This is a genomic window from Roseobacter litoralis Och 149, assembly GCF_000154785.2.
GTDB lineage: Bacteria > Pseudomonadota > Alphaproteobacteria > Rhodobacterales > Rhodobacteraceae > Roseobacter > Roseobacter litoralis.
This window is the reverse complement of the sequence record NC_015730.1, coordinates 3,606,916-3,632,147: the sequence shown is the minus strand read 5'-3', so window position 1 is coordinate 3,632,147 and position 25,232 is coordinate 3,606,916. Positions and strand designations below refer to the sequence as shown.

Here is a 25,232-nt window from a genome sequence, read left to right as displayed (position 1 = left end):
GCTCAATAGCCCCGCGCACGGTCAACGAGGTTGAAAAACGGCTCGCCTTTTTCACCGCGGGCGATGTTGCGCGCGATTTCTTTGGCGGAAGTCACCGGACGGGTTGCCGCCGCGATATGTGGTGTCACCGTCACATTCGGATGCGCCCAAAACGGGTGATCCTGTGCCAATGGTTCTGTGCGGAACACATCCAGAGTGGCATGCGCGACCTGACCGCTGTCAAGGGCTTCGATCAACGCCGCATCCTCGATCAACGGCCCGCGTCCGGGGTTGAGGATAAACGCGCCCTTGGGCAATTGGGCCAGCGTTTCACGGTTCAGCGTATTCTCGGTTTCGGCTGTGTCCGGCAGCAAAAGAACCAGTATTTCGCCTGTCGCCAAAGCATCGCACAGGCCGTCTGATCCGTGGAAGGTCTCGATGCCATCGAGTTTTTTGGCGGATCTGCTCCAACCGCTGACGCGAAAGTTCATGCGGCGCAATTGGTTGCCGACCGCCGTGCCCAATGAACCCAGCCCCAGAATGCAGACCTGTCTTTCCTGTGCCAGCGGGTTGGAATGCCACTCCCATTTGCGCTGCGGATTCACGATATGGCGGTCCATGCTCAGATGATACCGCATGACATGGCCGACGACCCATTCGACCATGGATTGGGTCATGCCCGGATCAACCATCTTGATCAGCGGAAAGCTGAGCGTGTCGTTTGTCACGATGCGCTCGACACCGGCCCAAAGGCTCAAAACAGCTTTGGTGTTTTTATAGGGTGAGAAATCCTGCAGCGTCGATGTGGGGGCATAAACGATATAGTCCACATCGTCCGGTGGAGCGTTTGTCACGAGTTCGGCGTTCAGGTCTGCCTCGGTAAAGGCCTTGTTGAGCGCCCGGCTGTAATTGTGCCAGTCCTCATTGCTGGCGGCGAACAATACGGTCAGGGTCATGTCAGTCCTTTTGTCTGGCCTTTATCTGGCTCTTATCTGGGGCGGTGCACATGCGCACTTTGCGTCAGCCCGAAGGCAAGCATCAAAACCAGCATGGCGGACCCGCCAAAGCTCACCAGAGGGAGCGGGACCCCGACAACCGGCGCAAGCCCCATGACCATCGACATGTTGACGGCAAAGAACAAGAAGAAGTTCAGCGCAATTCCGAGGGTCAGCAGAGACGAAAATCGGTCTTTGTTCAGCATGGCGGACCAGACGCAAAAGACAATGATCAACGTGTAAAGCGCGAGCAATGAAATCGCGCCGATAAAGCCGAATTCTTCCGCCAGCGTGGTAAAGATAAAGTCCGTGTGTTTTTCGGGCAAAAAGTTCAGACGGCTTTGTGTCCCCTGCATGAAACCGCGCCCGGTCCAGCCCCCGGAACCAAGCGCGATCTTGGATTGCGTGATGTGGTATCCCGCGCCCAGGGGGTCAGTACTGGGGTCCAGAAAGGTATCAATCCGGCGGAACTGATAGTTTTCGATCAGCTGCCACGGTGTGCCGCGGGACTGAAAAACAGCGGTCACAAGGGCCACACCGCTGGCCGTAACGGCCGCAAAATAGGCCCAGTGCACACCGGCCAGAAACATCAAACCGCCCCCGGCGGCCAGCAGCAGAATTGACGTGCCCAGATCGGGTTGACGCAAAACCAGAAGAACAGGGATTATTATGATGATGACCGGTAAAAGCACCCAAAGGGGGCGCGATGTTTTCTTGGCTGGCAGCCAGTCATAATAGGCAGCCAGCAACATCACCAATGTGATTTTCATCAATTCGGAGGGCTGCAGTCGCATGAAGCCAAGGTCAATCCACCGCTGCGCGCCCATGCCCACGGTGCCGAAAAGCTCCACCGCAATCAGCAAAACAAGCGTGCCCAGATAGGCAAGACCCGACAGGCTGCGCCAAAACCAGATGGGAACCATGGCCACCATCAGCATGAGGGCGAAACCGACGACGAACCGCTTCATCTGCGGCTCGGCCCATGGGGAGAAGGACCCGCCCGCAACCGAGTAGAGCATCAAGAACCCGACGCCTGCAACAGTGGCCAGCAGGATCGCGACAGGCCAGTTGAGGTGCAAAATCTTGCGCAACCCCACCGGCGTGGATTTGACGTTATGTTCAAGATAGCTCATGCCTGATCGCGCCCGCTTATTGCGGCCTGTGGCTGAATGCTGCGTAGCTGTTGTTGCAGGGTTCCGATGCGTTCGCGGTCCTTGGCCGGATAGGCTTCGAGCGGTGGTGTGCCGCCGTAAAGCGCTTGCAACGTGATATCGCGGGCAATAGGCGCTGCGGCTTTCGACCCACCACCGCCGTGTTCGACGATGACAGCAACCGCGTATTTGGGGGTGTCATATGGGGCGAAATTCACAAACAATGCATGATCGCGGCGCTCCCACGGCAGGTCCTCGTTTCGGATCACGCCTGCACGGCGTTCTGCGGCGGTGATGTTACGCACCTGACTTGTCCCGGTTTTCCCCGCCATGCGCATTTCTTCTTCGATCACACGCGACCCATATGCGGTGCCCCGCCGGTCATTGACGACGGCAAACATGGCTCTGCGCATCTTGCGCAGGTTGTTCTCGTTCATGCCCAGGCTTTCGCCACCGCGATCAGGTTCTTCGACGCCGTCAATTGATTTGATCAGCCGCGGGGATACCGCCCGCCCGGTGGCAATTCGCGCGGTCATGACCGCAAGTTGCAGCGGAGAGGCCAGCAAAAACCCTTGTCCGATGGACGCATTGACCGTGTCACCCACCCGCCAAGACTGACCCTGATAGATCTGTTTCCATTCCATCGTTGGCATCAGGCCGGAGGCGACGGCTGACATGGGAACATCGTGCTTTACACCTAGACCAAAACGATTGGCCATTGCCGTGATCTTTTCGATACCGACCTTGATCGCCAGATCATAGTAATAGACATCGCATGATTTCTTGAGAGAATCCTGCAGATCGACCCATCCGTGGCCTGCGCGTTTCCAGCAGTGGAACCGGCGACCTGACACCTCAAGATGCCCCGGACAATAAGCGGTTTCATCCGGGCCGATCAACCCGGCCTCCAAAGCGGCCATGGCGGTGATCATCTTGAATGTGGAACCCGGTGGATACAGCCCCTGTACGGTCTTGCTGGCCAGGGGGCGGTATTTGTTGCCCGTCAGCGCCCCGTAGTCCTTTTGTGAAATGCCGCGCACAAACAAGTTGGGATCAAATGTCGGGGCAGAGGCGCACGCCACAAGATCGCCGTTGTCGCAGTCGATGATGACAGCGCTCGCGCTTTCGCCGGTCAGGCGCGCCTGCACGTATCCCTGCAAGGCCGCATCAACAGTGAGCTGGATATCCGACCCGGCAGTTCCTTCTTGCCGGTCAAGTTCACGCATCACGCGCCCTGTCGCATTGACCTCGACCCGTTTGGCCCCGGCTCTCCCCCGCATGAGCGGTTCAAGTTTTGTCTCTACCCCTACTTTCCCGATTTGGAAGCGGGGGATCATCAGAACGGGTTCTGGGTCTGTGATCTTTGATAGATCATAGTCCGACACCGGACCCACATACCCTAAGACATGAGCAAAATCAGAACCCTGCGGATAGACACGGCTCAGTCCCACCTCGGGGGTGATGCCCGGCAAGGCGGGTGCATTCACGGAAACGCGGCTGATTTCTTCCCAAGTCACATCTGACGCGACGGTCACGGGCAGAAAAGGAGCTGACCTGCGCATTTCGTCTTTGATTCGGGCAATCGCACTGTCGTCGAGGGCGATGATCCGGGACAGTTGTTCCAGTGATGCATCCACATCGCCAGCGTCTTCCTTGATGATCACGATACGATAGGATGGTGCGTTTTGCGCAAGCCGCACCCCGTTTCTGTCAAAAACCTCCCCGCGGGAAGGTGGGATGAGGCGAACGTTGATGCGGTTTTCCTCGGCCAGAAGGCGGAATTCGTCGGCCTGCTCGACCTGCAGATACCGCATGCGCGCGGCCAACCCGCCAATAAACAGCAATTGCGCCCCGCCCAAAAGCGCAGCGCGCCGCGACAGGTGCCGGTGGCTGAAATCTGTTTCTGCCCGTGTCCGTTTCACATCAGACCCCTTGGTTCATGTCTTGCGTTTGTCATCCCCGCCGGCCTCTCGCATCAAGATCGCCGGGGGCGGTTTTCTGCACGCCCAGCACGCTATGGGTTATCCCGACCACGATGGGGTAGAAAAGCATGGTCATGACAAGCTCGAAGACTGATAGCGTAAAACCCGGAGGATCGACAAATGTCACCATCAATGCAAGCCGATACGCAATCGCTACCGTGGTCATCATGATGCAAACGCTCAGCCATTCATTGGCAAAACTGCCATCGCGCAATCCAAGCGCGCGGGACTTCAGGCTTTCGCAGGCCAGCAGAGCAAAGAGCGCCCATAACCCCGGCGGTCTAAAAAGCAACAGATCAGCAAGTAGAAAAAGCCCTGCAAGTGCGATACTCGGCACATATTCCGGCCGCCGCAGTGACCAGGCAAAGGCGAAGGCCAGTATCAGATCCGGGCCAACCCATTGGCGTGGCGTGGTTTCCAAAGGCAGCAGATGGAAAAACAGAATGACGCAAACGATCAGACCAAACGTCAGCCGCATGCCCCAAACGCGCGTGGTGGTTTGCTCGCTCATTGTGTGGCCTCGGCAACAGGAAGCTGGGGCCCAATGATCCTGGCATTGTCAGAGACAGTTGTTTTGCCGTGGTGGCGCAGCACGCGCAGGAACTCCAGGCGCTGATAATCAGCTGCCATGATGACACGTAATTTGCCGGTCGGGTCGGCCGCAACCTGACCGATCAGAAGCCCGGCGGGAAACACGCCACCGTCACCGGAGCTGATGACCCTGTGGCCGGGCTTTACCAGATCGCTGTCTTCGAGAAAGTCGATGAAGGGCGCGGCGGAATTGTCACCGGAGATGATTACACGCTGGCCTGAGGGTTGGATGATTGCGGGGATGCGGCTTGAGGCATCTGTCAGCAGGATCACACGCGCAGTTTTGTCCCCCACGCCGGAAATGCGACCGACAAGGCCAATGCCATCCATCGTCGCCCAGCCATCCACCAGCCCATCCCGACTGCCTACGTTGATGAGGACGGATTGCCGGAAAGGCGAGCCGCTGTCCGCCAGAACCACGCCGGTGATATAGGTCAGGCGCGGGTCCAGACGCACGTTGTTGAGATCAAGAAGTCGCGCGTTTTCCTGTTCCAGCTGAAGCGCAGCTTCTTTCCAAGCTTGCATGCGGCGCAGTTCAGAGCGCAATTCGCGGTTTTGCTGCGCCAGCCGTTGATAACTTTGAAAGTCCTGAAACAGGTTGACGGTGCCAGTGACCGGGGCCATCGCCCACGTCAGATTTGGTACAAATGTATCTGTCACCTGTGCACGAAACCGCTCAACCCGCGGGCTGTCGATCCGCCACAACAGGAACGTCCCGAGAAGACACAGGATCAGGATGCTGATCAATAACCGGCGCAGCGGGCCGGTAAAGTCGTTCGCGTTTGACCTGTCCTTTGCCATTCGGCGTCGGTCTCCTGCCCCCATTTGGAGCAGGGCATGCCTGCCTCTGACGGGGTGCGGTTAATGCGTTGCGATCAACTGTCGTAGTCGATGGCGTGACGCAGCTGTTTCTCGTATTCTAAGGCCTTACCGGTGCCCAAAGCCACGCAATTCAGTGACTCGTCCGCAATTGAGACGGCAAGGCCTGTTTGCTCACGCAGCGCCAGGTCGAGATCCCCCAGCAATGCGCCACCGCCGGTCAGCATCACGCCACGATCCACAATATCCGCAGCGAGATCAGGCGGTGTTGTTTCAAGCGCTGTCATCACAGCCTCGCAGATTTGCTGGACGGGTTCAGCCAGCGCCTCGGCGATCTGCGCCTGCGTCACTTCGATTTCTTTCGGTACACCATTCAACAGATCGCGCCCCCGGATCTGCATTGACGTCCCACGCCCGTCATCGGGCATTCTTGCCGTGCCAATGGACGTCTTGATGCGTTCTGCCGTGGTTTCACCGACCAGCAGGTTCTGCTGACGGCGCAAATAGCTGATGATCGCTTCGTCCATGCGATCCCCGCCGACGCGCACAGAGCGCGCATAGACAATATCGCCCAGCGACAGGACCGCGACCTCGGTCGTACCACCACCGATGTCCACGACCATGTTGCCCGTGGGGTCCGTGATCGGCATGCCAGCACCAATGGCCGCCGCGATCGGCTCTGCGATAAGCCCCGCGCGACGTGCGCCAGCACTCAGAACAGACTGGCGGATAGCGCGTTTTTCAACCGGCGTTGCACCATGGGGGACGCAGACGATGATTTTGGGTTTGGAGAAAGTGGAACGTTTGTGCACTTTGCGGATGAAGTGTTTGATCATTTCTTCGGCAGTGTCGAAATCGGCGATCACACCTTCGCGCATCGGGCGAATCGCCTCAATGCTGCCGGGTGTACGCCCCAGCATCAACTTGGCATCCTCGCCCACCGCGAGCACTTTTTTCACGCCATCCTTAACGTGATAGGCGACCACCGAAGGCTCCGACAGAATAATCCCACGGCCTTTAACGTAAACCAACGTGTTTGCAGTGCCGAGGTCGATCGCCATATCTGACGAAAAAAGACCACGAAAACTATCGAATAGTGCCATGACGCTTATAACCTTGCCCGAATCTGATTTATCCGAGCCCAGCGGCCCGGTTGTCCTGTGTTATATGCTTAGCCGCGATATGGTGAAAGGGGCGTTAACGATGTTCTAGGCATCATCTTGCTTTTTGAAGAAAATGATGAACGCCCCTGTTTTATCGCATCAGGTCGTGCGGGTCAGGGCAGGGTTGGCGATAAAAGAAACATCGACTGAAGGCCTAAACCCGGTTTCACATTGGGCAGTGCGCGCGCGAATGCCTGTTCCATTGCGCCTTCGGTAAACAATTCTGACAACCCGCGATCGACAATAAGACGAAACTCAGTATCACCGCGTGCCATGGCGAGCCCCTGCTTTTCCACCGTCAATAGTTGGTCGAAAACCTTCAGGTCATCCGCCACTTCGCTTTGCGCGACCATGTTCATCAAGATGGACTGGTCCGCAAAATAGGCTGTGATTTCATCCTGCTCCAGCGCAGCCATGCCCGTCGGGTGATCATCGAAGACTACGACTTCCGCCGCGATATCCGCCGCATTCAGTGAGTTTTGCAATGCATCAAGCGTGGTCGTGGCGGAACGCACGCCGACCTTCATTCCGGCCAGCTCATCCAGCGATTCAGGCCCGTCTTTCTTGAGCACAACCACAGTTCCATCGACATACACCGGCACGGAAAAATCAACCAATTCGCGGCGCTCAAGCGTGATTGTGGCTGCACCACACAGCAGGTCGATATTGCCATTCGCAACTTCCTCAAATCGGTTTTCCGCAGTCACTGGTCGGAAGATGATTTCCATATCGGGCAGTTCGACCGCTGCTGCAATCTTTGACGCCAATACATAGCAGACGGTGGGCGTGTATCCTTTGGGTTCGTTTTCGCCCAAGTAGGACAGCGGGGCTGCGTCGGTCCGAAAGCCGATGACCAATTGTCCGTTTTCTTTAATTCGCTCAAGTGTTTGGGCTTGGGCGGCGGCGGGCATGAGGATTGCTGCGATCAAAGCTGCAAAGAGAGGGCGCATGATAAGTATCCTGTTTGAGGTTGTTGTTTATGTTTTTTTGCAACCGTATCAGATAACAAGACAAGATACCGCCGGAAAATCGACGGTATCTGTTTTTTATCGTATCAGGCGCGCAATCTTGCCGAAACGCTCAGCCCACGTCCTTGTAGCTGATCTCACGGGTGTCCTTACCGGCTTTTTCACGACGCACCAGCAGACGGTTCAAAGCATGGATATAGGCGCGTGCTGAGGCAACCACAGTGTCCGTATCGGCCGACTGCCCCGTCACGATACGGCCGTCTTCTTCCATGCGCACAGAAACGGTTGCCTGCGCGTCCGTCCCTTCGGTCACCGCGTGCACCTGATAAAGCTGAAGGCGTGCCGAATGTGCAACCAGTGCCTTGATCGCATTGAACGACGCATCAACCGGGCCGTCCCCGGTTTGCGTGGTAGATTCTTCAACGCCATCTATATTCAAGACAAGGTCGGCCTGCTGCGGGCCATCAGTACCGCATACAACGCGCAGCGACACCAATTGAATTCGGTCGTTTTCCGGGTCTGTCGCCGTACGCATCAAAGCGATCAGATCGTCGTCATAAATCTCTTTTTTGCGGTCGGCCAGTTCCTTGAAGCGCACAAAGACGTCCTTGAGCTGGTTGTCGCCCAATTCAAAACCGAGGTTCTCCAGTTTGGATCGCAACGCTGCCCGCCCTGAATGTTTGCCCATCACGATATTGGTTTCGGTCAGGCCAACATCCTCGGGGCGCATGATCTCAAAGGTTTCCGCGTTCTTGAGCATGCCGTCCTGATGGATGCCGGATTCATGCGCAAAAGCGTTCTTGCCGACGATCGCCTTGTTGAACTGCACCGGAAACCCGGACACAGCAGCAACACGGCGCGAGATATTCATGATCTTGGTGGCGTCAATGCCCGTATGAAACGGCATGATGTCATTGCGCACTTTCAGGGCCATCACGACCTCTTCAAGCGCTGTATTCCCCGCCCGTTCGCCGAGGCCGTTTATCGTGCATTCGATCTGGCGCGCGCCCGCTTCGACGGCGGCAAGGCTGTTGGCCGTGGCCATGCCCAGATCATTGTGGCAGTGGGTTGCAAATGTGATCGTATCAGCCCCCGGCACGCGTTCAAGCAACATCGAAATCAGGGCCGCCGACTCGCGCGGGGCCGTATAACCGACGGTGTCGGGAATATTGATTGTGGTGGCCCCGCATTTGATGGCGATTTCCACCACCCGGCAGAGGTAATCCTCTTCGGTGCGGGTGGCATCCATGGGCGACCACTGCACATTGTCACACAGGTTGCGCGCATGGGTCACAGTCTGTTCGATCCGTTCGGCCATCTGGTCCATATCGAGGTTCGGAATGGCGCGGTGGAGGGGGGATGTCCCGATGAAGGTGTGAATGCGGGGGCGTTTGGCGTGTTTCACGGCCTCCCAACATCTGTCGATATCCCCGATCTGGGCGCGCGCGAGACCACAAATCACCGATGTTTTGGCGTTGCGCGCAATTTCAGACACGGCAGCAAAATCGCCCTCTGATGCAATGGGAAAGCCCGCTTCGATGATGTCGACGCCCATTTCATCAAGCAGCCCGGCGATTTCAAGCTTTTCCGAATGGGTCATGGTCGCACCCGGGCTTTGTTCGCCGTCGCGCAATGTCGTGTCAAAGATCAATACGTGATCCTGTTTTGTCGTATCTGTCATGGTGTATCTTTCGTTCTGTGCTTTAATCCGTGGCGCGCAACACATCCCTCTGAGCGGGCGCGCCGGAGGGCACGCTCAGAGGCGGATTAGCAGCAGTAGGGCAGCCGGGGCACGCAGAATGCATGCGGTCAAAGTGATATGTTCTGACTGTACCATGGATCGAATTTATACAGCAGCTTCACGAAATGGAAAGAGGCTTTGTCGCAGGTGCGGTGAACGGGGTTGAAGCATCGCTTGAGCCTTCTAGGTCGTTTGGGATGAGAAATACTTTAATACTCGGTGCGTCCGGCGGGATTGGGGCGGCACTTACGGCTGCTGCTACCAATCGCGGAGACGCCGTCACCGGTCTTTCGCGCAGTCGCGATGGCTTTGACATCACAAATTCCACTTCGGTGGCGCAGCATCTGGGTTCCGTCAGTGCACCCTATGATCTGATCGTGGTGGCGACGGGAGCATTGGAAATCGACGGCGCAGCCCCGGAAAAATCGGTGAAAAACCTGAATGCCAAGGCGATGCTGGATCAGTTTGCCTTGAATGCGGTCGGGCCGGCACTGGTGTTGAGCCATGCTGCGCGACTACTGCCGCGCGACCGTCCGGCGGTTTGCGCCGTACTATCCGCGCGGGTCGGCTCCATCGGGGATAACAAAGTGGGCGGATGGATCAGCTATCGCAGCGCGAAGGCGGCGGTCAATCAGGTGGTGCGCACGGCGTCCATCGAATTGGCGCGCACGCATCCGCAGTCCGTTTGTGTGTCCCTGCATCCCGGCACGGTCCAGACGGCATTTACGGAAAGATATCTGGGTCGGCATCCGTCGGTCTCTGCCGCCGAGGCGGCAGACAACTTGTTGCGCGTCGTGGACGGCTTGTCCCCGGCACAGACGGGTCGGTTTTTCGACTGGGCGGGCAAAGAGGTTCCGTGGTGAGCCATCTCGTTCTGGTGCTGGGGGACCAGCTGTCTGAAAGCCTCAGCGCGTTGCAGGCGGCCGATAAATCGACCGATATGGTCGTGATGTCCGAGGTTGCAGATGAAACCTCCTATGTGCAGCACCATCCGAAAAAGATCGCGCTGATCTTTGCGGCCATGCGGAAATTCGCGCAACACTTGCGTGATGAAGGTTGGAACGTTGCCTATGCGCAGCTGGATGACAGCGAAAACGCGGGGTCCATCGTTGGTGAGCTGTTGCGCCGGGCAGAGCAAACCGGGGCGCAAACCGTACTGGCAACAGAGCCGGGAGAGTGGCGCCTTATCGGGCACCTCAAAGAGGCACCTTTGCGGGTTGAGATGCTGCCAGATGGCCGATTTCTTGCGTCCCATCAGGAGTTTGAGGATTGGGCCGACGGGCGCAAGCAGTTGCGGATGGAGTATTTCTATCGCGAGATGCGGCGCAAGACGGGCCTGCTGATGGAGGGGGCTCAACCCAGCGGCGGCAAGTGGAATTTCGATCATGACAACCGCAAACCGGCACCCGATGAGATCACCTTTGAAGGGCCTTTGCGGTTTGAGCCGGATGAAACCGTGCAAGAGGTTCTGGATCTGGTGGAGGTGCGGTTTTCAAACCATTTTGGCGCGCTGCGCCCGTTCTGGTTTGCAACATCCCGCGCCGAAGCGCTGCAACAGCTGGATCATTTCATATCGAAAGGCTTGCCAAAATTCGGAGATTTTCAGGATGCGATGCTGAATGACAATCGGTTCTTGTATCACGGTCTGATCTCAACCTCGCTGAACATCGGGTTGTTGACACCGCTTGAGGTTTGTACAGCCGCCGCGCGCGCCTTTGAGCAGGGCGATGCCCCGATCAACGCGGTGGAAGGGTTCATCCGGCAGATTATCGGGTGGCGCGAATACGTGCGCGGCATCTATTTTCTGGAAGGGCCCGACTATACCAGCCGCAACGTGCTGGGCCAGACGCGCGATTTACCTGACGTGTATTGGGGCGGCAAGACGGGTATGAATTGCATGGCAAAAGCCGTGGGCCAAACCCGCGAAGAGGCCTATGCCCATCATATCCAGCGCTTGATGATCACCGGGAATTTTGGGCTGCTGGCCGGGATTGATCCGCAACAGATGCATGAGTGGTATCTCGCGGTTTACGCAGATGCCTTTGAGTGGGTCGAGGCCCCGAACACGGTCGGCATGAGCCAGTTTGCTGATGGCGGTATCATCGCGTCCAAACCCTACGTGAGCAGCGGCGCTTATATCAATCGCATGTCCGACTATTGCAAGTCCTGCAGCTATAAGGTGGCACAAAAGACGGGCGACACGGCCTGTCCGTTCAACTTGCTGTACTGGCATTTTCTGGATCGTCACCGCCCTCGGTTTTCGGGCAATGCGCGTATGGGGAACATGTATCGCACCTGGGATCGGATGGACGCGGAAAAGCGCGAGACCGTGATCGCCGAAGCGAATGCGTTATTGGACCGGCTTGATGCGGGTGAAGCCATTTAACCGGCGTGCGCATGGCACGATCCGTGCGTGCCAACAGGTTTCTGGCGACGCGTTACTGTGAAAAAACCCGCGCCAGTTGCCGGAATATGAGCGTTTGGTCGGATGATCTGGCCGTGTTTGAAACGCGTCATAAGGGTCGCGCGGACCGCCATTCAGCCGCCGTCGGTCAGGATGCCGTTTTCCCACTCTCCGGAATTTTCCTCGCCGGTTGCATAGCGCATGGTGCCTGTCCCCTGACGTTTTCCCGCGCGAAACATGCCCTCGTAGACATCGCCGTTTTCATAGGTTGCGACACCGATCCCTTCGATTTCGCCGCTGGCCCAAGCCCCTTCATAGGTGAAACCGGACGGCATGACGATCTTGCCTTGTCCGTCCCGCTGCCCACCTGAGAAGCCGCCGGTGTAGATGGTGCCATCGGGATAGGTGGCAGTGCCTTGCCCGTGGCGTTGCCCGTCCAGCCACTCTCCGTCATAGCGATAACCACTTGCATCGGTGATCACACCTTGGCCGTGATTGCGGGCATTGCGAAAATTGCCTTCGTACACCACGCCATTGGCGTAGACGGCCTTGCCGATGCCGTCGATGACGCCATCTTTCCATTCGCCTTCATAGGTGGAACCATCCGGATAGGTGATCAGCCCTTGCCCATCTGCCTGTCCTGCGGACAATGATCCCACATAGACCGAACCGTCAGGATAGGTAACGCGGCCTTCGCCTTCGATCTCGCCTGCAACCCATGATCCGACATATGTGTACCCATCCTGTGCCGTGAAAGTCCCCTGACCCTCGCGCAGATCATTGGCAAACTCGCCCTCATAGATATCGGCATTTGCATAGGTTACCTTGCCAATGCCCTCGCGACGCCCCGCGACCAGTTGCCCCTCGTAGACATCGCCATTGGCCTGCGTCAGCTTGCCGGTGCCGTCAATTTGACCATCGCGCCACAGGCCGACATAGATCAGGCCATCGGGCATGGTCAGCGTACCTTCGCCTTCGCGCTTTCCATTCGCGACACGGCCCTCATAGACAGCACCATCAGGGTAGGTGATCGTGCCCAGCCCCTGTTTGACGCCATCGACCCAGTCGCCTTTGTACTCATATCCGCCGGGGCTTTGCATCGTGCCTTTGCCATGATGTTTCGCGTTGCGAAAACTGCCCTCATAGCGCACACCATTTGCATAAAGCGCGATGCCGCGTCCCATAATGGCACCGGCGAGCCACTCGCCTTCATAGGTGCCGCCATCAGCAAAGGTGATGCGGCCAAAGCCCTCCGGTTTTCCTTTGGCAAAAAGGCCCTCATAGACGGAACCATTCGGAAAACGGGCAATACCTTCGCCTTTGATTTCCCCGTCAACCCATTGCCCGGTATATTCATAGCCGTTAGGCAATTTGTAGGTGCCCGTACCGTGCTGCACGCCGCCCTTGAATGTTCCCTCGTATACCCCGCCGTCTTCGTACTGCTTGGTTTGTGTTTCACCGTCCTGCGCCAGAAGGGGCAGGGGCAATAGGGCAAGGCAAAAGCTCAGGCGGCGAAGTGTCATGATTACCCTTTATCATCTGGAAAACTGCGTCGGGATGTCGTGGGGCAATTTAAGCAATGGGCAGGGCGGGGGCAACGCCCTTTTGCCGCAATAGGCGGGGTTGGGCTTTCATCGGGCGTGTGATCTGCTACATGGGTCAAAATCAGGCAGGCGGGCAGGCAAAAGGGCCTTAACCATGGCGGATCGTTTTCGAATTACTCTGGGCCAGATGAACCCGACGGTTGGCGATTTGGCCGGCAATGCGGCAATCGCGCGTGAAGTCTGGGCGGCAGGCAAAGCGGCCGGGGCCGATCTTGTTGCGCTGCCTGAGATGTTTATCGCAGGCTACAATGCGCAGGATCTGGTTATGAAGCCCGCGTTTCAACTCGATGCGATGCGCCACATCGAGGCACTGGCACAAGACTGTGCAGATGGGCCGACGTTGGCCATCGGAAGCCCGTGGGTCGAAGGCACCAAGTTATATAACGCGTATCTGATCCTGAAGGGCGGCAAAATCGTCAGTCAGGTGCTCAAGCACCATCTGCCCAACGAGACCGTCTTTGACGAGGTGCGCATTTTCGATGCAGGCCCGCTTGGTGGTCCTTATTCCGTAGGAAATTCACGCGTTGGCAGCCCGATTTGCGAAGACGCCTGGCACGAGGATGTGGCGGAAACGCTGGCAGAAACCGGGGCTGAGTTTTTGCTGGTGCCAAACGGGTCACCCTATTATCGCGGCAAGTTCGAAACCCGCCTGAACCATATGGTCGCGCGCGTCATAGAAACTGAGTTGCCGTTGATTTACCTCAATATGGTGGGCGGGCAGGACGACCAGGTGTTTGACGGGGCCAGCTTTGGGCTGAACCCCGGCGGCAATCTGGCTGTGCAACTGCCTGCTTTTGACGAGGCGGTCGCACATGTCGATCTGGAACGCGGGCCTGAGGGCTGGCGGATTGTCGAAGGGGAAAAGGCCCATCACCCGGATGCGTGGGAGCAGGATTACCGCGTGATGGTTCAGGCGCTGCGGGATTATTGTCGCAAGACAGGGTTTGGCAAAGTGCTCTTGGGCCTGTCAGGCGGGGTCGACTCCGCATTGGTCGCGACCATAGCGGTCGATGCTTTCGGGGCGCAGAACGTACGCTGCGTGATGCTGCCGTCGGAGTACACCTCAGCGGAATCGCTCGAAGATGCAGAGGCCGTCGCGAAAGCACTGGGGTGTCACTATGATTACGTTCCGATCACGGAGGGGCGCGCTGCCGTTGAGCAGACATTGGCACCGCTCTTTGAGGGGCATGACGCGGACCTGACCGAGGAAAACATCCAGTCCCGCCTGCGGGGGTTGTTGTTGATGGCCATGTCCAACAAGTTCGGTGAGATGCTCTTGACGACTGGGAATAAATCCGAAGTGGCCGTGGGCTATGCGACAATCTATGGCGATATGGCGGGGGGGTATAATCCGATCAAGGACCTCTATAAGACCCGCGTGTTTGAGACCTGCCGCTGGCGCAACAAGAACCACCGCAGTTGGATGGAAGGCCCGGATGGTGAAGTGATCACGCCGCGCGTGATTGACAAACCGCCCTCCGCCGAACTGCGCGAAGATCAAAAAGACAGTGACAGCCTGCCTGATTACCCGGAACTGGACCGGCTGCTTGAGATACTGGTCGACCGGAACGGCTCCATCGAAGACTGTGTCGCCGCAGGCAGTGACGCCGAGACCGCCAAGAAGATTGAGCACCTGATCTATATTAGTGAATACAAACGTTTCCAGTCCGCACCGGGCGCGCGGCTGACAAAAGGGGCGTTCTGGCTGGATCGTCGCTATCCGATTGTGAACAGGTGGCGTGATCGGGGCTGAAAGCAGCCCCTGAACCCGTCACATGTGACGCGAAACGCAAAACTGTGATTTGCCAAAGGGCCTTTCCACCTGTTTTGAAGACCACATCAATAAGGAACGGGTTTTATGGTTTTGCGTGGTCTTTTTCTTTTGGCACTTACGGTCTTTGCCTTTCCGGCGGCGGCCTGTGGGCCTGACAGCGATTGCATGATTGGTGAGCGGCACTACCGCATTGCATTGCCGCAAGGGTATGACGCAAGCGTTCCGGTGCCTGCCATCGTCTTTGCGCATGGCTATCGTGGCTCAGCGCGGGGCGTTATGCGCAACCGGTCCCTGCGCGGTTTGGCGTCCGATCTTGGGGCGGCGCTGATTGCGGTCAAATCAGGCGATCAGGACTGGGTGATCCCCAATGCCCCGCGTCACCTTGATACAGATGGCGCGGCAGAATTTGCCTATTTTGATGCGGTGCTGAGCGATGCCGCGACCCGGTTTGCCCTTGATAGGGATCGCATTGTCGCCACCGGGTTCAGCGCCGGGGGCATGATGGTGTGGAACCTCGCCTGCGCGCGGCCTGACATGTTCGCGGGATTTGTGCCGATTGCGGGGACGTATTGGCTGAAGCCGCCTGAAACCTGTGCGGCACCCGCCGCGAGCATTGTCCACATTCACGGAGATCAGGATAAGACCGTCCCGCTGCTTGGCCGCCCGATTGGTCCCACGAAACAAGGGGAAGTACCTGCTGCGCTGAATATGTACGAGGCGTTTGGGGAGTTCGGCAATGCTGAGGCCGCGCATTATGATGGGTTAAGTTGTAAAGAACAGCGTAACGATGATGGTGAACTTCTGGCGTTCTGCCTGTTCAAGGGCGGGCATTCGTTTCGCACCGAACACTTGCGCCATGGCTGGGAGCAATTGCAAAAAGCAGGGCAGCTGTAAAAGCCACCCTGCAATTGGCTCAGAGCATCAGCTGGTAGCTGTGGGGCACATAAGTGAACCCGCTGTCCTTGGTTTCGACATAACCGACGCCGGGCCATGGCATGTGATAGCCCACAAATGCGACTTTATCGGCGGCAAGCATGTCCAGGATTTTGCGACGCATCGCGGCGGCGGCCGGTTTATCCATGTCGAATTTCACTTCCCAATCCGGATGCCCGAGGGACCAGATGTAGTGGTTGGCGAAATCCGCACCGAGGTAAATCTGCGTACCTTCGCTTTCGACCATATAATTCATATGACCGGGCGTGTGACCGAACGCGCCCATTGCCGTCAGCCCTGAGGCAACTGAACCACCATCTTCAAGAAAGGTCATCTTCTCGGCGAAGGGAACAACCTTGGATTTAAAGCGGTCATTGTCTTGTGCGGCCCATGCGTCATATTCGACGCGCCCGGTCACATAACGCGCATTGGTGAAGGTCGGGCTGCCATCCTCAAGCGTCATGCCGCCAATATGATCGCCGTGCATGTGGGTCAAAACGACCACATCAATCTGATCCGCAGTGTAGCCAGCCGCTTCGAGGGCTGCAACCGTGCCAACGCCGGAGAGGCCGGTGTCAAACAACACCAATTCACTGCCGGTATTCACCACGGTTGGTGTAAAGAAAAACTGCGCCTTGTCGGTCGGCAGGTTTGCAGCGGCGGAGACGCTGTCAAAGGTCTCTTTGTCCACGTTCAGGCCAAAAATGCTGTGCGGATCATCGCGCGGCACGGTGCCGGCCAACAGCGTGGTGACATCAAACCCGCCGACCTTGAGCCGTTGGAACGGCGACATTTGCGCGCCAGTGATTGGAGCCGCTGCATAGCTGGTCCCGACCGTAGCGGCAGCAAGCGGCAAGGCGGCAGCACTGGCCAGTGCAGCGCGGCGTGAAATTTTAGGGGTGTGCGACATCAAGGTTCTCCCGGTTTTGTCATTGATCCCAGATATAGGGCAGAATGTCGCGGGGGCCATTGTTTTCGCATGGATTGACCTTCACAATTTCGCGTAGAAGTTGACAGAGGCGCTGTACCGGGTTGCTGGACAAATACATGGCCCTGTGACAACACCGCGCCAACAGGAGACAGCAAATGACCACCACCCGTTTCGCCCCGTCGCCCACAGGCTACATCCATATCGGTAACCTGCGCACGGCTTTGATGAATTACCTGATTGCGCGCAAAGCGGGCGGAACGTTCATCCTGCGGATTGACGACACCGATCCGGAAAGGTCGAAAGAAGAATATGTAGACGGGATCAAGCAGGACCTTGAATGGCTCGGCCTGCACTGGGATCGCATCGAGCGTCAATCGCTGCGCCTTGACCAATACGCTGATGCCGCTGACAAATTGCGGGACATGGGACGGTTTTACGAAGCGTTCGAAACACCGACCGAACTGGATCTCAAGCGCAAGAAACAGCTGAATATGGGCAAGCCGCCCGTTTATGACAGGGCCGCACTGGCATTGTCGGATGCTGAAAAAGACGCCTTGCGCACTGAGCGTGGTGCAGGTGTGTGGCGGTTCAAACTGGACCGCGAGCGGATCGAATGGGCGGATGGCATTCTGGGGGATATCTCGATTGATGCGGCCTCTGTGTCCGACCCGGTGCTCATTCGCGGCGATGGTCAAATCCTGTACACGCTGGCTTCGGTGGTCGATGACACGGAGATGGGCGTCACGAATGTGGTGCGCGGTTCGGATCATGTAACCAATACCGCGACACAAATTCAGATCATCAACGCGCTTGGCGGCACGGTTCCTGCATTTGCGCATCACTCGTTGCTGACCGGCCCGCAGGGCGAGGCCTTGTCCAAACGTCTGGGCACGCTGGCGCTGCGTGATCTGCGTGAAAGCGGTGTTCAACCTGCTGCACTGCTCAGCCTGATGGCGCGGCTTGGCTCCAGCGACCCGGTCGAGTTGCACACCGACATGGCCGACCTGATCGAGGGCTTTGACATATCGCGCTTTGGCTCGGCGCCGACCAAATTCGATGCCGACGACCTTTATCCACTGACTGCGCGCTATCTGGCGGGCTTGTCTCTGGCGGATGTTGCAGAGGAGATATCTGCGGCGGGCGTCCCTGACGACATGGCCGCACAGTTCTGGGACGTGACGCGCGAGAATATCACCACGCTCAAGGACATTGCCCCATGGTGGGTGATGATGCGCGATGGTGCAGAACCGCAGATCGACGACGAAGACCGCGAATTTGTCGCCGATGCGCTGGCGCTTTTGCCGGACGGCGCCTTTGATGCGACGACCTGGGGGACATGGACCGGTGCCGTGAAAGAAAAAACCGGGCGTAAAGGGCGCGGGTTGTTCATGCCGCTGCGCAAAGCTCTGACCGGTCAAAGCCACGGGCCGGACATGTCGATGCTCATGCCCTTGTTGCAAACCGTTAAGGCCCGCGAATGAGCTGTTCGCCTTTAGCGTATGGCTGAGGCACAGGCGAAGTTTCTCAAGGGGAGCCTGTTTCGCCACATATCGGTGATGTCCCTGACTTCATCCGTGGGGTTAATGGCGATTTTCGCCGTTGATTTCATCGACATGATTTTTATCGCGATGTTGGGAAAGGCCGAACTGGCCGCCGCCGTGGGGTATGCGGCGACGGTGCTGTTTTTTACCACGTCTTTCGGGATTGGGATGGCGATTGCCGCGGGGGCACTGGTGGCGCGCGCCCTTGGTGCAGGTGATGCGGCGCTCGCGTCAGAGCGCAAGACCCACGCGCTGACCTATGGGGTCGTCTTCGGCACCGCATTTGCAGCGCTGGTCTGGATGAACCTTGCCCCGATTGTGGACCTGCTGGGGGCAAAGGGGCGCACGGCTGACCTTGCGGTGCAGTATTTGCGAATTGTTGTGCCAAGCCTACCATTCCTGATGATTGGCATGATGGGCGGGGCGATCCTGCGCGCGCATGGTGATGCCCGCCGGGCGATGATGGCGACGATTTACGGCGGGTTGATCAATGCGGTGCTGGATCCGATCCTGATCTTTGGCCTCGATCTTGAATTGACCGGTGCAGCATTGGCGTCGGTTGCGGCGCGCATTGTCATTGCGGTCACAGCGCTGATGCCGATTATCCGGCACTATGGCGGGGTCGGGCGGCCGCGTCCGCGCGGTTTGTTGCGGGATCTCCCGCCGATTGCCGCCATTGCCTTTCCCGCGATTCTGACACAGCTTGCCACTCCAGTGGGGCAAGCCATTGTGACCCGCGCCATGGCCGATTTCGGCGAGATGGCGGTTGCCGGGATGGCGATTGTCGGGCGTCTCAGCCCGCTGGCGTTTGGCGTGATCTTCGCACTATCAGGTGCTGTCGGGCCGATCCTTGGGCAGAATTACGGCGCGCGCAACTTTGAACGTGTGCAATCCGGCCTGACATCTGCCTTGCTGTTTACGGGGCTTGTGATCGTAGTTGTGTCATCTGTGCTGTTTGCGCTGCGCGATCCGATTGCGGATCTGTTTATGGCAACGGGGGTCACGCGTGATCTTGTCTTTTTGTTTTGCGGCCCGCTGTCGCTGCTGTTCTTTTTCAACGGCGTTTTGTTCGTGGCCAATGCGACCTTTAACAATCTGGGTCATCCATTCTATTCGACCTTCCTTAATTGGGGGCGCAATACTGTAGGCATGATCCCTCTGGTGCTGTTGGGGTCCAGCTTTTTCGGAGCGCAGGGCGTTTTGGTCGGGCAGGCCGTGGGTGGTGTGATCTTTGGTGTGCTTGCATGGTGGCTTGCGCGGCGTGTGATCGCGCGTGCGCCTCAGGAAATCGCCGCAGCAGAGGCGAAACCCTCAGAATTTGGGAGGCAGGGCCGCCTCATGTCGCTTTTGTACCTGCGCCGATAGCCGATCAAGATTCTCATCGACCAAAGCAGTTTGTGCCCTTGTCAGTCTCTGGTGGCGCGGATAGATCGGGTCGTCGCGGTCATTGAGGATAGGTGTATGCCAATTGTCGGTTGTGTCAAAGAAATGCTGCACACCGGACGCGCCATAAACCTCGTGGAACCCCTGAACAACGACATCAAGATAGCTGAGCAGAATGCTGTGGCTTTTGTTGTCTGTCATATCTTCCGGGGCCACGGCATAGACCGCGATTTCGGGGCGATGGGACAACTCGTGATCAACATCGCGTGAGGCCTGCAGGCGGGCATACCCGCCCTCGCGCGCATCAAGGGCCGCCCAATCCGCGCCCGGGACATGGGCGATCAGCCCGTCGATACTATGGCCCGGTGCTTGCACACCAGTCAGCAGAACAACACCGTAGCGTGGCGTTGCAACCCATGCCCTGCGCCATCCGCGCAGTGTTGCGGGCTGCGGGTTCGGATAGTCGTGGCTTTTTGTGTTCACAAGGCTGCCGTAGCCAAAGAAGTAGGGGTCGTTCATCTATGTCTCTTTGGTGTTACCCCGCACAGTCAATCATGGGTATCGCTGCTTCACAAGGGGACTTGACCAACACACATGGGGCGGCATAGCGTGACGCCATCCACTACGGGAGAACTGGCATAAATGCTGGTGCCGAAGGAGCAACCGCCCCGGAAACTCTCAGGCCAAAGGACCGTCGTGGTGTAAGAACTCTGGAGAGAGATGCGCAGGACGCATCCGCCGAAGGGATAACGATCTCAGGCGAAAAGACAGAGGGGGCATTCAGGCGCAGGTCTCGGAGCTGCGCGCGGAATGCCGTTGTATTGCTTCATGCAGCACCGGCGACGATTAAGGGGACCGGATGGCAGATCTGAAGCGGACGCCACTTTTTGAGTTACATGCAGAGCTGAGTGCGAAAATGGTGCCTTTTGCAGGGTACGAGATGCCTGTTCAATATCCGATGGGGGTCATGAAAGAGCATCTGCACACGCGCGGCCATGCAGGGCTTTTTGATGTCAGCCATATGGGGCAGGTCCTATTGTCCGGCCCATCCTGGGAAGCGGTTGCGCTTGCCTTTGAAGTTTTGGTCCCGATGGATGTGCTCGGTCTTGCGGATGGGCGGCAACGCTACGGCTTTTTCACCAATGAGGCAGGCGGCATCGAGGATGATCTGATGTTTGCGCGTCGCGGCGATTCGTTGTTCGTGGTAATAAATGCGGGCTGCAAGGACGCTGATCTGGCCCTGATGCGCGCGGGTTTGCCGGATGACATCACCCTGAGCGAGTTGAGCGACCGGGCCTTGATTGCTTTGCAGGGTCCGGCGGCGGGCAGTGTGATCACGTCTCTGGATGAGCGGGCCGAAGCGATGCGCTTCATGGACTCATGCGAGTTGTCGTTATGCGGACATGCGGTCTGGGCCTCCCGATCTGGCTATACTGGTGAGGACGGATTTGAAATCTCCGTACAAGCGGACGAAGCGGTCTCTCTGGCGCGGCGGCTTATTAACGACGCAGAGGTAGCACCCATCGGACTTGGGGCGCGGGATTCCCTGCGGCTGGAAGCGGGTTTGTGCCTTTATGGCAATGATATCGATGCCGCGACAGGTCCGGTTGGTGCCGGGTTGTCTTGGGCCATTCAGAAAGTGCGGCGTCAGGGCGGCGCGCGCGCTGGCGGCTTTCCCGGCAGTGAAGCGATTTTTGACGAAATGGCGGGGGGCCCGGCGACAAAACGGGTCGGATTGCGCCCCGAAGGACGCGCGCCCATGCGTCAGGGCGTGGCGCTTTTTGCTACCGCCGAAGGGGGCGCGCAGATCGGGTCGGTCACCTCGGGCGGTTTTGGCCCGTCAGTGCAGGGGCCGATTGCCATGGGATATGTCGATACCGATTTTGCCACCACCGGCACCGCGCTTTGGGGCGAGGTGCGCGGCAAGCGCATGGGCGTCGAGGTCGTTGACCTGCCGTTTGTCCCAGCAGGTTTTAAACGTTAGAAAAAAGGAAACAGATTATGAAATTCACAGAAGAGCACGAATGGTTGCGCCCCGAAGGTGACGAGATCATCGTGGGCATTACGACACATGCCGCCGAACAATTGGGCGATGTGGTGTTTTTGGAACTGCCCGAAGAGGGCACAACCGTCAGCAAGGACGAAGAAGTCGTTGTGATCGAAAGCGTCAAGGCGGCCAGTGATATTCTGGCCCCGATTGATGGCGAGATTACTGAGGTGAATACGGCGCTTGCGGACAATCCCGGTGCGGTCAATGAAGACCCGCAGGGAGAGGCATGGTTTTTCAAGATGAAAGCCAGCGACCCATCCCAGATGGACGATTTCATGGATGAAGCAGGGTATCAGGCGTTTATCGCCTGAACTGCTGCACCCGATGCGCATGACCCCTGCCAGCAGAAAGAGAATGACCCCATGAGTTTCACGCCGATAGACTATCTGCCCTATGATTTTGCCAACCGGCGCCATATTGGCCCATCCCCTGCGGAAATGACGCAGATGCTGGAGGTGACGGGTGCCGCGAACCTTGATGCGCTGATGGATGATACGCTGCCCGCAGCGATCCGCCAGAAAGAGCCATTGGCCTTTGGCAAGGCGATGTCGGAACGTGAGGTGCTGGAGCATTTGCGCCGGGTCGCGTCAAAGAACGAGGTGCTGACGTCGCTGATCGGGCAGGGATACTATGGCACGGTCACACCGCCCGCGATCCAGCGCAACATCCTTGAAAACCCGGCGTGGTATACAGCCTATACCCCCTATCAGCCCGAGATTTCGCAAGGCCGCCTCGAAGCGCTTTTAAACTTCCAGACCATGGTTTCCGATCTGACCGGGCTTGAGGTCGCCAACGCATCCCTTCTGGATGAGGCCACCGCCTGTGCCGAGGCGATGACCATGGCGCAGCGGGTGTCGAAATCCAAATCCAAGGCGTTCTTTGTGGATCGGGATTGCCACCCGCAGAACATCGCCGTGATGCAAACCCGCGCCGCGCCCTTGGGCATTGAGATTATCGTCGGCAACCCTGACAAGATGGACGCCGAAGCCGTCTTTGGCGCGATCTTTCAGTATCCCGGCACCTATGGTCATGTGAATGATTTCACCGACCATATGGCGGCGTTGCACGACCATAAGGCGATCGGTGTTGTATCTGCTGATCCACTGGCGCTGACGCTGTTGAAAGAACCCGGCGCCATGGGCGCGGATATCGCCGTCGGCTCAACCCAGCGGTTTGGGGTGCCCGAGGGCTATGGCGGGCCGCATGCGGCTTATATGGCCTGCCGGGATGCGTATAAACGCGCCATGCCTGGGCGGATTGTCGGCGTATCTGTCGACAGTCACGGGCACCGGGCCTACCGGTTGTCACTGCAAACGCGCGAACAACATATACGGCGCGAAAAGGCCACGTCCAATGTCTGCACGGCACAGGCGCTGTTGGCGGTCATGGCGTCCATGTATGCGGTTTTCCACGGACCCGAAGGCTTGCGCGCCATCGCGCAGCGCATCCACCGAAAAGCCGTGCGCCTGGCAAAAGGGCTGGAAGAGGCAGGGTTCACTGTCGACCCGCAAGCGTTTTTCGACACGATCACTGTGGACGTAGGGCCGTTGCAGGCGGCGGTGATGAAATCGGCGGTGGATGAAGGGATCAACCTGCGGCGCGTGGGGGAAACCCGTGTGGGCATCAGCCTAAATGAACGCTGCCGTCCGGATACGCTTGAGGCGGTCTGGCGCGCCTTTGGTATCACGCGGGCCGATAATGATTTTCGGCCCGACTACCGTTTTCCCGAAGAAATGCTGCGCACGTCCGACTATCTGAGGCATCCGATCTTTCACATGAACCGGGCCGAGACCGAGATGATGCGCTACATGCGTCGCCTGTCTGATCGGGATCTGGCGCTTGACCGGGCGATGATCCCGCTGGGCTCCTGTACGATGAAACTGAATTCTGCGGCAGAGATGATGCCGGTCAGCTGGCGCGATTTTTCGCTGCTGCATCCCTTTGCGCCGGTGGATCAGGCCAAAGGCTATACAGAGATGATTGACGATCTGAGCGCCAAGCTGTGCCAGATCACCGGCTATGACCAGATTTCGATGCAGCCCAATTCCGGCGCGCAGGGGGAATACGCCGGACTGCTGAGCATTGCAGGCTATCACCGCGCGAATGGGGAAGCGCATCGCAACATCTGCCTGATCCCGATGAGCGCGCATGGCACCAATCCTGCGTCGGCCCAGATGGTGGGCTGGACTGTCGTGCCGATCAAATCGGCGGACAATGGCGATATCGACATGGCAGATTTTGCCGCGAAGGCCGAGCACCATGCCGACAACCTTGCAGGCTGCATGATCACCTATCCCTCCACCCATGGGGTGTTTGAAGAGACCGTTACCGAAGTCACACGGATCACCCATCAGCACGGCGGTCAGGTCTATATCGACGGGGCGAATATGAACGCGATGGTGGGGCTGAGCCGTCCGGGCGATCTGGGCGGGGACGTGAGCCATTTGAACCTGCACAAGACCTTTTGTATCCCGCATGGCGGCGGTGGGCCGGGCATGGGACCGATTGGCGTCAAATCCCATCTTGCGCCTTTCTTGCCGGGGCATGAGATGACCGGCGGGGGGGAAGGGGCTGTTTCGGCAGCGCCATTCGGGTCGCCTTCGTTGTTGCCGATCAGCTGGGCCTATTGCCTGATGATGGGCGGGGATGGCCTGACGCAAGCGACGCGGGTTGCGATCCTGAACGCAAATTACATCGCCAAACGTCTTGAGGGCGCGTTTGACGTGCTCTACCGCGGGCCGACGGGACGGGTGGCGCATGAATGCGTGCTTGATGTGCGCCCCTTTGAAAAATCCGCGGGGGTGAGCGTCGAAGACATTGCAAAACGTCTGATCGACTGCGGGTTCCATGCGCCAACGATGAGCTGGCCTGTTGCAGGAACGTTGATGGTTGAGCCAACCGAGAGCGAAACCAAGGCAGAGCTGGACCGGTTCTGTGATGCCATGCTCGCCATCCGCGCCGAGATTGCCGAGATTGAGGCAGGCCGCATGGACGCCGCGAACAACCCGCTGAAAAACGCGCCCCACACTGTCGAAGACCTCGTCAGCGATTGGGAGCGCCCCTACAGCCGCGATCAGGGGTGTTTCCCGCCGGGCGCGTTCCGCGTGGACAAATACTGGCCGCCGGTCAACCGGGTCGACAATGTGTTCGGTGATCGGCATCTGGTTTGTACCTGCCCGCCCATGGAAGACTATGCGGAGGCTGCGGAGTAGCGGCTGGCTGC

Annotated in this window: 20 protein-coding genes and 1 riboswitch; of the genes, 9 read left to right on the top strand and 11 right to left on the bottom strand. The window is 58.1% G+C overall.

Annotation, left to right across the window (positions count from 1 at the left end; genetic code table 11):
* Positions 1–2 precede the first annotated feature (2 nt).
* The 8 genes from RLO149_RS17385 to RLO149_RS17350 all read right to left on the bottom strand — a co-directional run bounded on the left by RLO149_RS17385 (position 3) and on the right by RLO149_RS17350 (position 9,329).
* On the bottom strand, positions 3–935 hold the full coding sequence (locus RLO149_RS17385) for a 2-hydroxyacid dehydrogenase (RefSeq protein WP_013963407.1): 933 nt from the start codon (positions 933–935) through the stop codon (positions 3–5).
* 32 nt (positions 936–967) lie between these two features.
* The gene (gene rodA / locus RLO149_RS17380) at positions 968–2,107 is read right to left on the bottom strand and encodes a rod shape-determining protein RodA (RefSeq protein WP_013963406.1); all 1,140 of its coding nucleotides are present in this window, start codon (positions 2,105–2,107) and stop codon (positions 968–970) included.
* A complete protein-coding gene (gene mrdA, locus RLO149_RS17375; protein ID WP_013963405.1) occupies positions 2,104–4,047 on the bottom strand; it encodes a penicillin-binding protein 2 in 1,944 nt (647 codons plus the stop codon). The genes rodA and mrdA overlap by 4 nt, the downstream gene beginning before the upstream one ends.
* A 31-nt stretch (positions 4,048–4,078) precedes the next feature.
* The gene (locus RLO149_RS17370; protein WP_013963404.1) at positions 4,079–4,618 is read right to left on the bottom strand and encodes a hypothetical protein; all 540 of its coding nucleotides are present in this window, start codon (positions 4,616–4,618) and stop codon (positions 4,079–4,081) included.
* Positions 4,615–5,499, bottom strand: coding sequence for a rod shape-determining protein MreC (gene mreC, locus RLO149_RS17365; protein ID WP_013963403.1), 885 nt, complete (start codon positions 5,497–5,499; stop codon positions 4,615–4,617). Before mreC ends, RLO149_RS17370 begins: the two co-directional genes overlap by 4 nt.
* A gap of 74 nt (positions 5,500–5,573) precedes the next feature.
* Positions 5,574–6,620, bottom strand: coding sequence for a rod shape-determining protein (locus tag RLO149_RS17360; protein ID WP_013963402.1), 1,047 nt, complete (start codon positions 6,618–6,620; stop codon positions 5,574–5,576).
* A 173-nt stretch (positions 6,621–6,793) separates the two neighbouring features.
* Positions 6,794–7,630, bottom strand: coding sequence for an amino acid ABC transporter substrate-binding protein (locus RLO149_RS17355; RefSeq protein ID WP_013963401.1), 837 nt, complete (start codon positions 7,628–7,630; stop codon positions 6,794–6,796).
* Between the two features lie 130 nt (positions 7,631–7,760).
* Entirely contained in the window at positions 7,761–9,329 is a 1,569-nt protein-coding gene (locus tag RLO149_RS17350; protein ID WP_044025410.1) for a 2-isopropylmalate synthase, read from the bottom strand.
* A gap of 257 nt (positions 9,330–9,586) precedes the next feature.
* On the opposite strand from RLO149_RS17350, the gene RLO149_RS17345 reads away from it, so the two are divergent.
* A complete protein-coding gene (locus RLO149_RS17345; RefSeq protein ID WP_013963399.1) occupies positions 9,587–10,252 on the top strand; it encodes an SDR family NAD(P)-dependent oxidoreductase in 666 nt (221 codons plus the stop codon).
* Entirely contained in the window at positions 10,249–11,775 is a 1,527-nt protein-coding gene (locus tag RLO149_RS17340) for a cryptochrome/photolyase family protein (RefSeq protein ID WP_013963398.1), read from the top strand. Before RLO149_RS17345 ends, RLO149_RS17340 begins: the two co-directional genes overlap by 4 nt.
* A gap of 152 nt (positions 11,776–11,927) precedes the next feature.
* Here RLO149_RS17340 and RLO149_RS17335 read toward each other — a convergent pair whose 3' ends face one another.
* Positions 11,928–13,316 (bottom strand): MORN repeat-containing protein, encoded by a 1,389-nt coding sequence (locus RLO149_RS17335; RefSeq protein ID WP_013963397.1) that lies wholly within the window; start codon positions 13,314–13,316, stop codon positions 11,928–11,930.
* Between the two features lie 175 nt (positions 13,317–13,491).
* On the opposite strand from RLO149_RS17335, the gene RLO149_RS17330 reads away from it, so the two are divergent.
* Both RLO149_RS17330 and RLO149_RS17325 read left to right on the top strand, forming a co-directional pair.
* Positions 13,492–15,150 (top strand): NAD+ synthase, encoded by a 1,659-nt coding sequence (locus RLO149_RS17330; protein ID WP_013963396.1) that lies wholly within the window; start codon positions 13,492–13,494, stop codon positions 15,148–15,150.
* Between the two features lie 105 nt (positions 15,151–15,255).
* Positions 15,256–16,065, top strand: a complete 810-nt coding sequence (locus RLO149_RS17325; protein WP_013963395.1) for a CE1 family esterase — start codon at positions 15,256–15,258, stop codon at positions 16,063–16,065.
* A 19-nt stretch (positions 16,066–16,084) separates the two neighbouring features.
* On the opposite strand, the gene RLO149_RS17320 is transcribed toward RLO149_RS17325, so the two are convergent.
* Positions 16,085–17,014 (bottom strand): MBL fold metallo-hydrolase, encoded by a 930-nt coding sequence (locus RLO149_RS17320; protein WP_013963394.1) that lies wholly within the window; start codon positions 17,012–17,014, stop codon positions 16,085–16,087.
* Between the two features lie 176 nt (positions 17,015–17,190).
* Between RLO149_RS17320 and gltX the strand changes: the two genes are divergently transcribed.
* Both gltX and RLO149_RS17310 read left to right on the top strand, forming a co-directional pair.
* Positions 17,191–18,516 (top strand): glutamate--tRNA ligase, encoded by a 1,326-nt coding sequence (gene gltX / locus RLO149_RS17315; RefSeq protein ID WP_013963393.1) that lies wholly within the window; start codon positions 17,191–17,193, stop codon positions 18,514–18,516.
* Between the two features lie 18 nt (positions 18,517–18,534).
* Entirely contained in the window at positions 18,535–19,941 is a 1,407-nt protein-coding gene (locus RLO149_RS17310) for an MATE family efflux transporter (protein ID WP_013963392.1), read from the top strand.
* Here RLO149_RS17310 and RLO149_RS17305 read toward each other — a convergent pair.
* The gene (locus RLO149_RS17305) at positions 19,888–20,478 is read right to left on the bottom strand and encodes a gamma-glutamylcyclotransferase family protein (protein ID WP_013963391.1); all 591 of its coding nucleotides are present in this window, start codon (positions 20,476–20,478) and stop codon (positions 19,888–19,890) included. The genes RLO149_RS17310 and RLO149_RS17305 overlap by 54 nt on opposite strands.
* Before the next feature lie 96 nt (positions 20,479–20,574).
* Positions 20,575–20,663: riboswitch (glycine riboswitch) on the top strand.
* Positions 20,664–20,818: 155 nt separating this feature from the next.
* On the opposite strand from RLO149_RS17305, the gene gcvT reads away from it, so the two are divergent.
* From gcvT to gcvP, 3 genes are read left to right on the top strand one after another with little or no spacing between them, the layout of a single operon-like run.
* Complete coding sequence (gene gcvT, locus RLO149_RS17300; protein WP_013963390.1) at positions 20,819–21,943, top strand: glycine cleavage system aminomethyltransferase GcvT; 1,125 nt, start codon at positions 20,819–20,821, stop codon at positions 21,941–21,943.
* A 17-nt stretch (positions 21,944–21,960) separates the two neighbouring features.
* Entirely contained in the window at positions 21,961–22,320 is a 360-nt protein-coding gene (gene gcvH, locus RLO149_RS17295; RefSeq protein WP_013963389.1) for a glycine cleavage system protein GcvH, read from the top strand.
* 51 nt (positions 22,321–22,371) lie between these two features.
* Positions 22,372–25,221: an aminomethyl-transferring glycine dehydrogenase gene (gene gcvP / locus RLO149_RS17290; RefSeq protein WP_013963388.1), complete on the top strand. Its 2,850-nt coding sequence runs from the start codon at positions 22,372–22,374 to the stop codon at positions 25,219–25,221.
* The last annotated feature ends 11 nt before the right edge of the window (positions 25,222–25,232 follow it).

Excerpts from the sequence above, each read along its gene's own strand:
- mreC (WP_013963403.1), bottom strand. The coding sequence starts at position 5,499 with ATGGCAAAGGACAGGTCAAACGCGAACGACTTTACCGGCCCGCTGCGC.
- RLO149_RS17330 (WP_013963396.1), top strand. The coding sequence starts at position 13,492 with ATGGCGGATCGTTTTCGAATTACTCTGGGCCAGATGAACCCGACGGTT.
- gltX (WP_013963393.1), top strand. The coding sequence starts at position 17,191 with ATGACCACCACCCGTTTCGCCCCGTCGCCCACAGGCTACATCCATATC.
- RLO149_RS17350 (WP_044025410.1), bottom strand. The coding sequence starts at position 9,329 with ATGACAGATACGACAAAACAGGATCACGTATTGATCTTTGACACGACA.
- gcvP (WP_013963388.1), top strand. The coding sequence starts at position 22,372 with ATGAGTTTCACGCCGATAGACTATCTGCCCTATGATTTTGCCAACCGG.
- RLO149_RS17345 (WP_013963399.1), top strand. The coding sequence starts at position 9,587 with ATGAGAAATACTTTAATACTCGGTGCGTCCGGCGGGATTGGGGCGGCA.
- RLO149_RS17310 (WP_013963392.1), top strand. The coding sequence starts at position 18,535 with ATGGCTGAGGCACAGGCGAAGTTTCTCAAGGGGAGCCTGTTTCGCCAC.
- RLO149_RS17360 (WP_013963402.1), bottom strand. The coding sequence starts at position 6,620 with ATGGCACTATTCGATAGTTTTCGTGGTCTTTTTTCGTCAGATATGGCG.
- gcvH (WP_013963389.1), top strand. The coding sequence starts at position 21,961 with ATGAAATTCACAGAAGAGCACGAATGGTTGCGCCCCGAAGGTGACGAG.
- RLO149_RS17370 (WP_013963404.1), bottom strand. The coding sequence starts at position 4,618 with ATGAGCGAGCAAACCACCACGCGCGTTTGGGGCATGCGGCTGACGTTT.
- RLO149_RS17335 (WP_013963397.1), bottom strand. The coding sequence starts at position 13,316 with ATGACACTTCGCCGCCTGAGCTTTTGCCTTGCCCTATTGCCCCTGCCC.
- gcvT (WP_013963390.1), top strand. The coding sequence starts at position 20,819 with ATGGCAGATCTGAAGCGGACGCCACTTTTTGAGTTACATGCAGAGCTG.
- RLO149_RS17385 (WP_013963407.1), bottom strand. The coding sequence starts at position 935 with ATGACCCTGACCGTATTGTTCGCCGCCAGCAATGAGGACTGGCACAAT.
- RLO149_RS17355 (WP_013963401.1), bottom strand. The coding sequence starts at position 7,630 with ATGCGCCCTCTCTTTGCAGCTTTGATCGCAGCAATCCTCATGCCCGCC.
- RLO149_RS17325 (WP_013963395.1), top strand. The coding sequence starts at position 15,256 with ATGGTTTTGCGTGGTCTTTTTCTTTTGGCACTTACGGTCTTTGCCTTT.
- RLO149_RS17320 (WP_013963394.1), bottom strand. The coding sequence starts at position 17,014 with ATGTCGCACACCCCTAAAATTTCACGCCGCGCTGCACTGGCCAGTGCT.
- RLO149_RS17305 (WP_013963391.1), bottom strand. The coding sequence starts at position 20,478 with ATGAACGACCCCTACTTCTTTGGCTACGGCAGCCTTGTGAACACAAAA.
- rodA (WP_013963406.1), bottom strand. The coding sequence starts at position 2,107 with ATGAGCTATCTTGAACATAACGTCAAATCCACGCCGGTGGGGTTGCGC.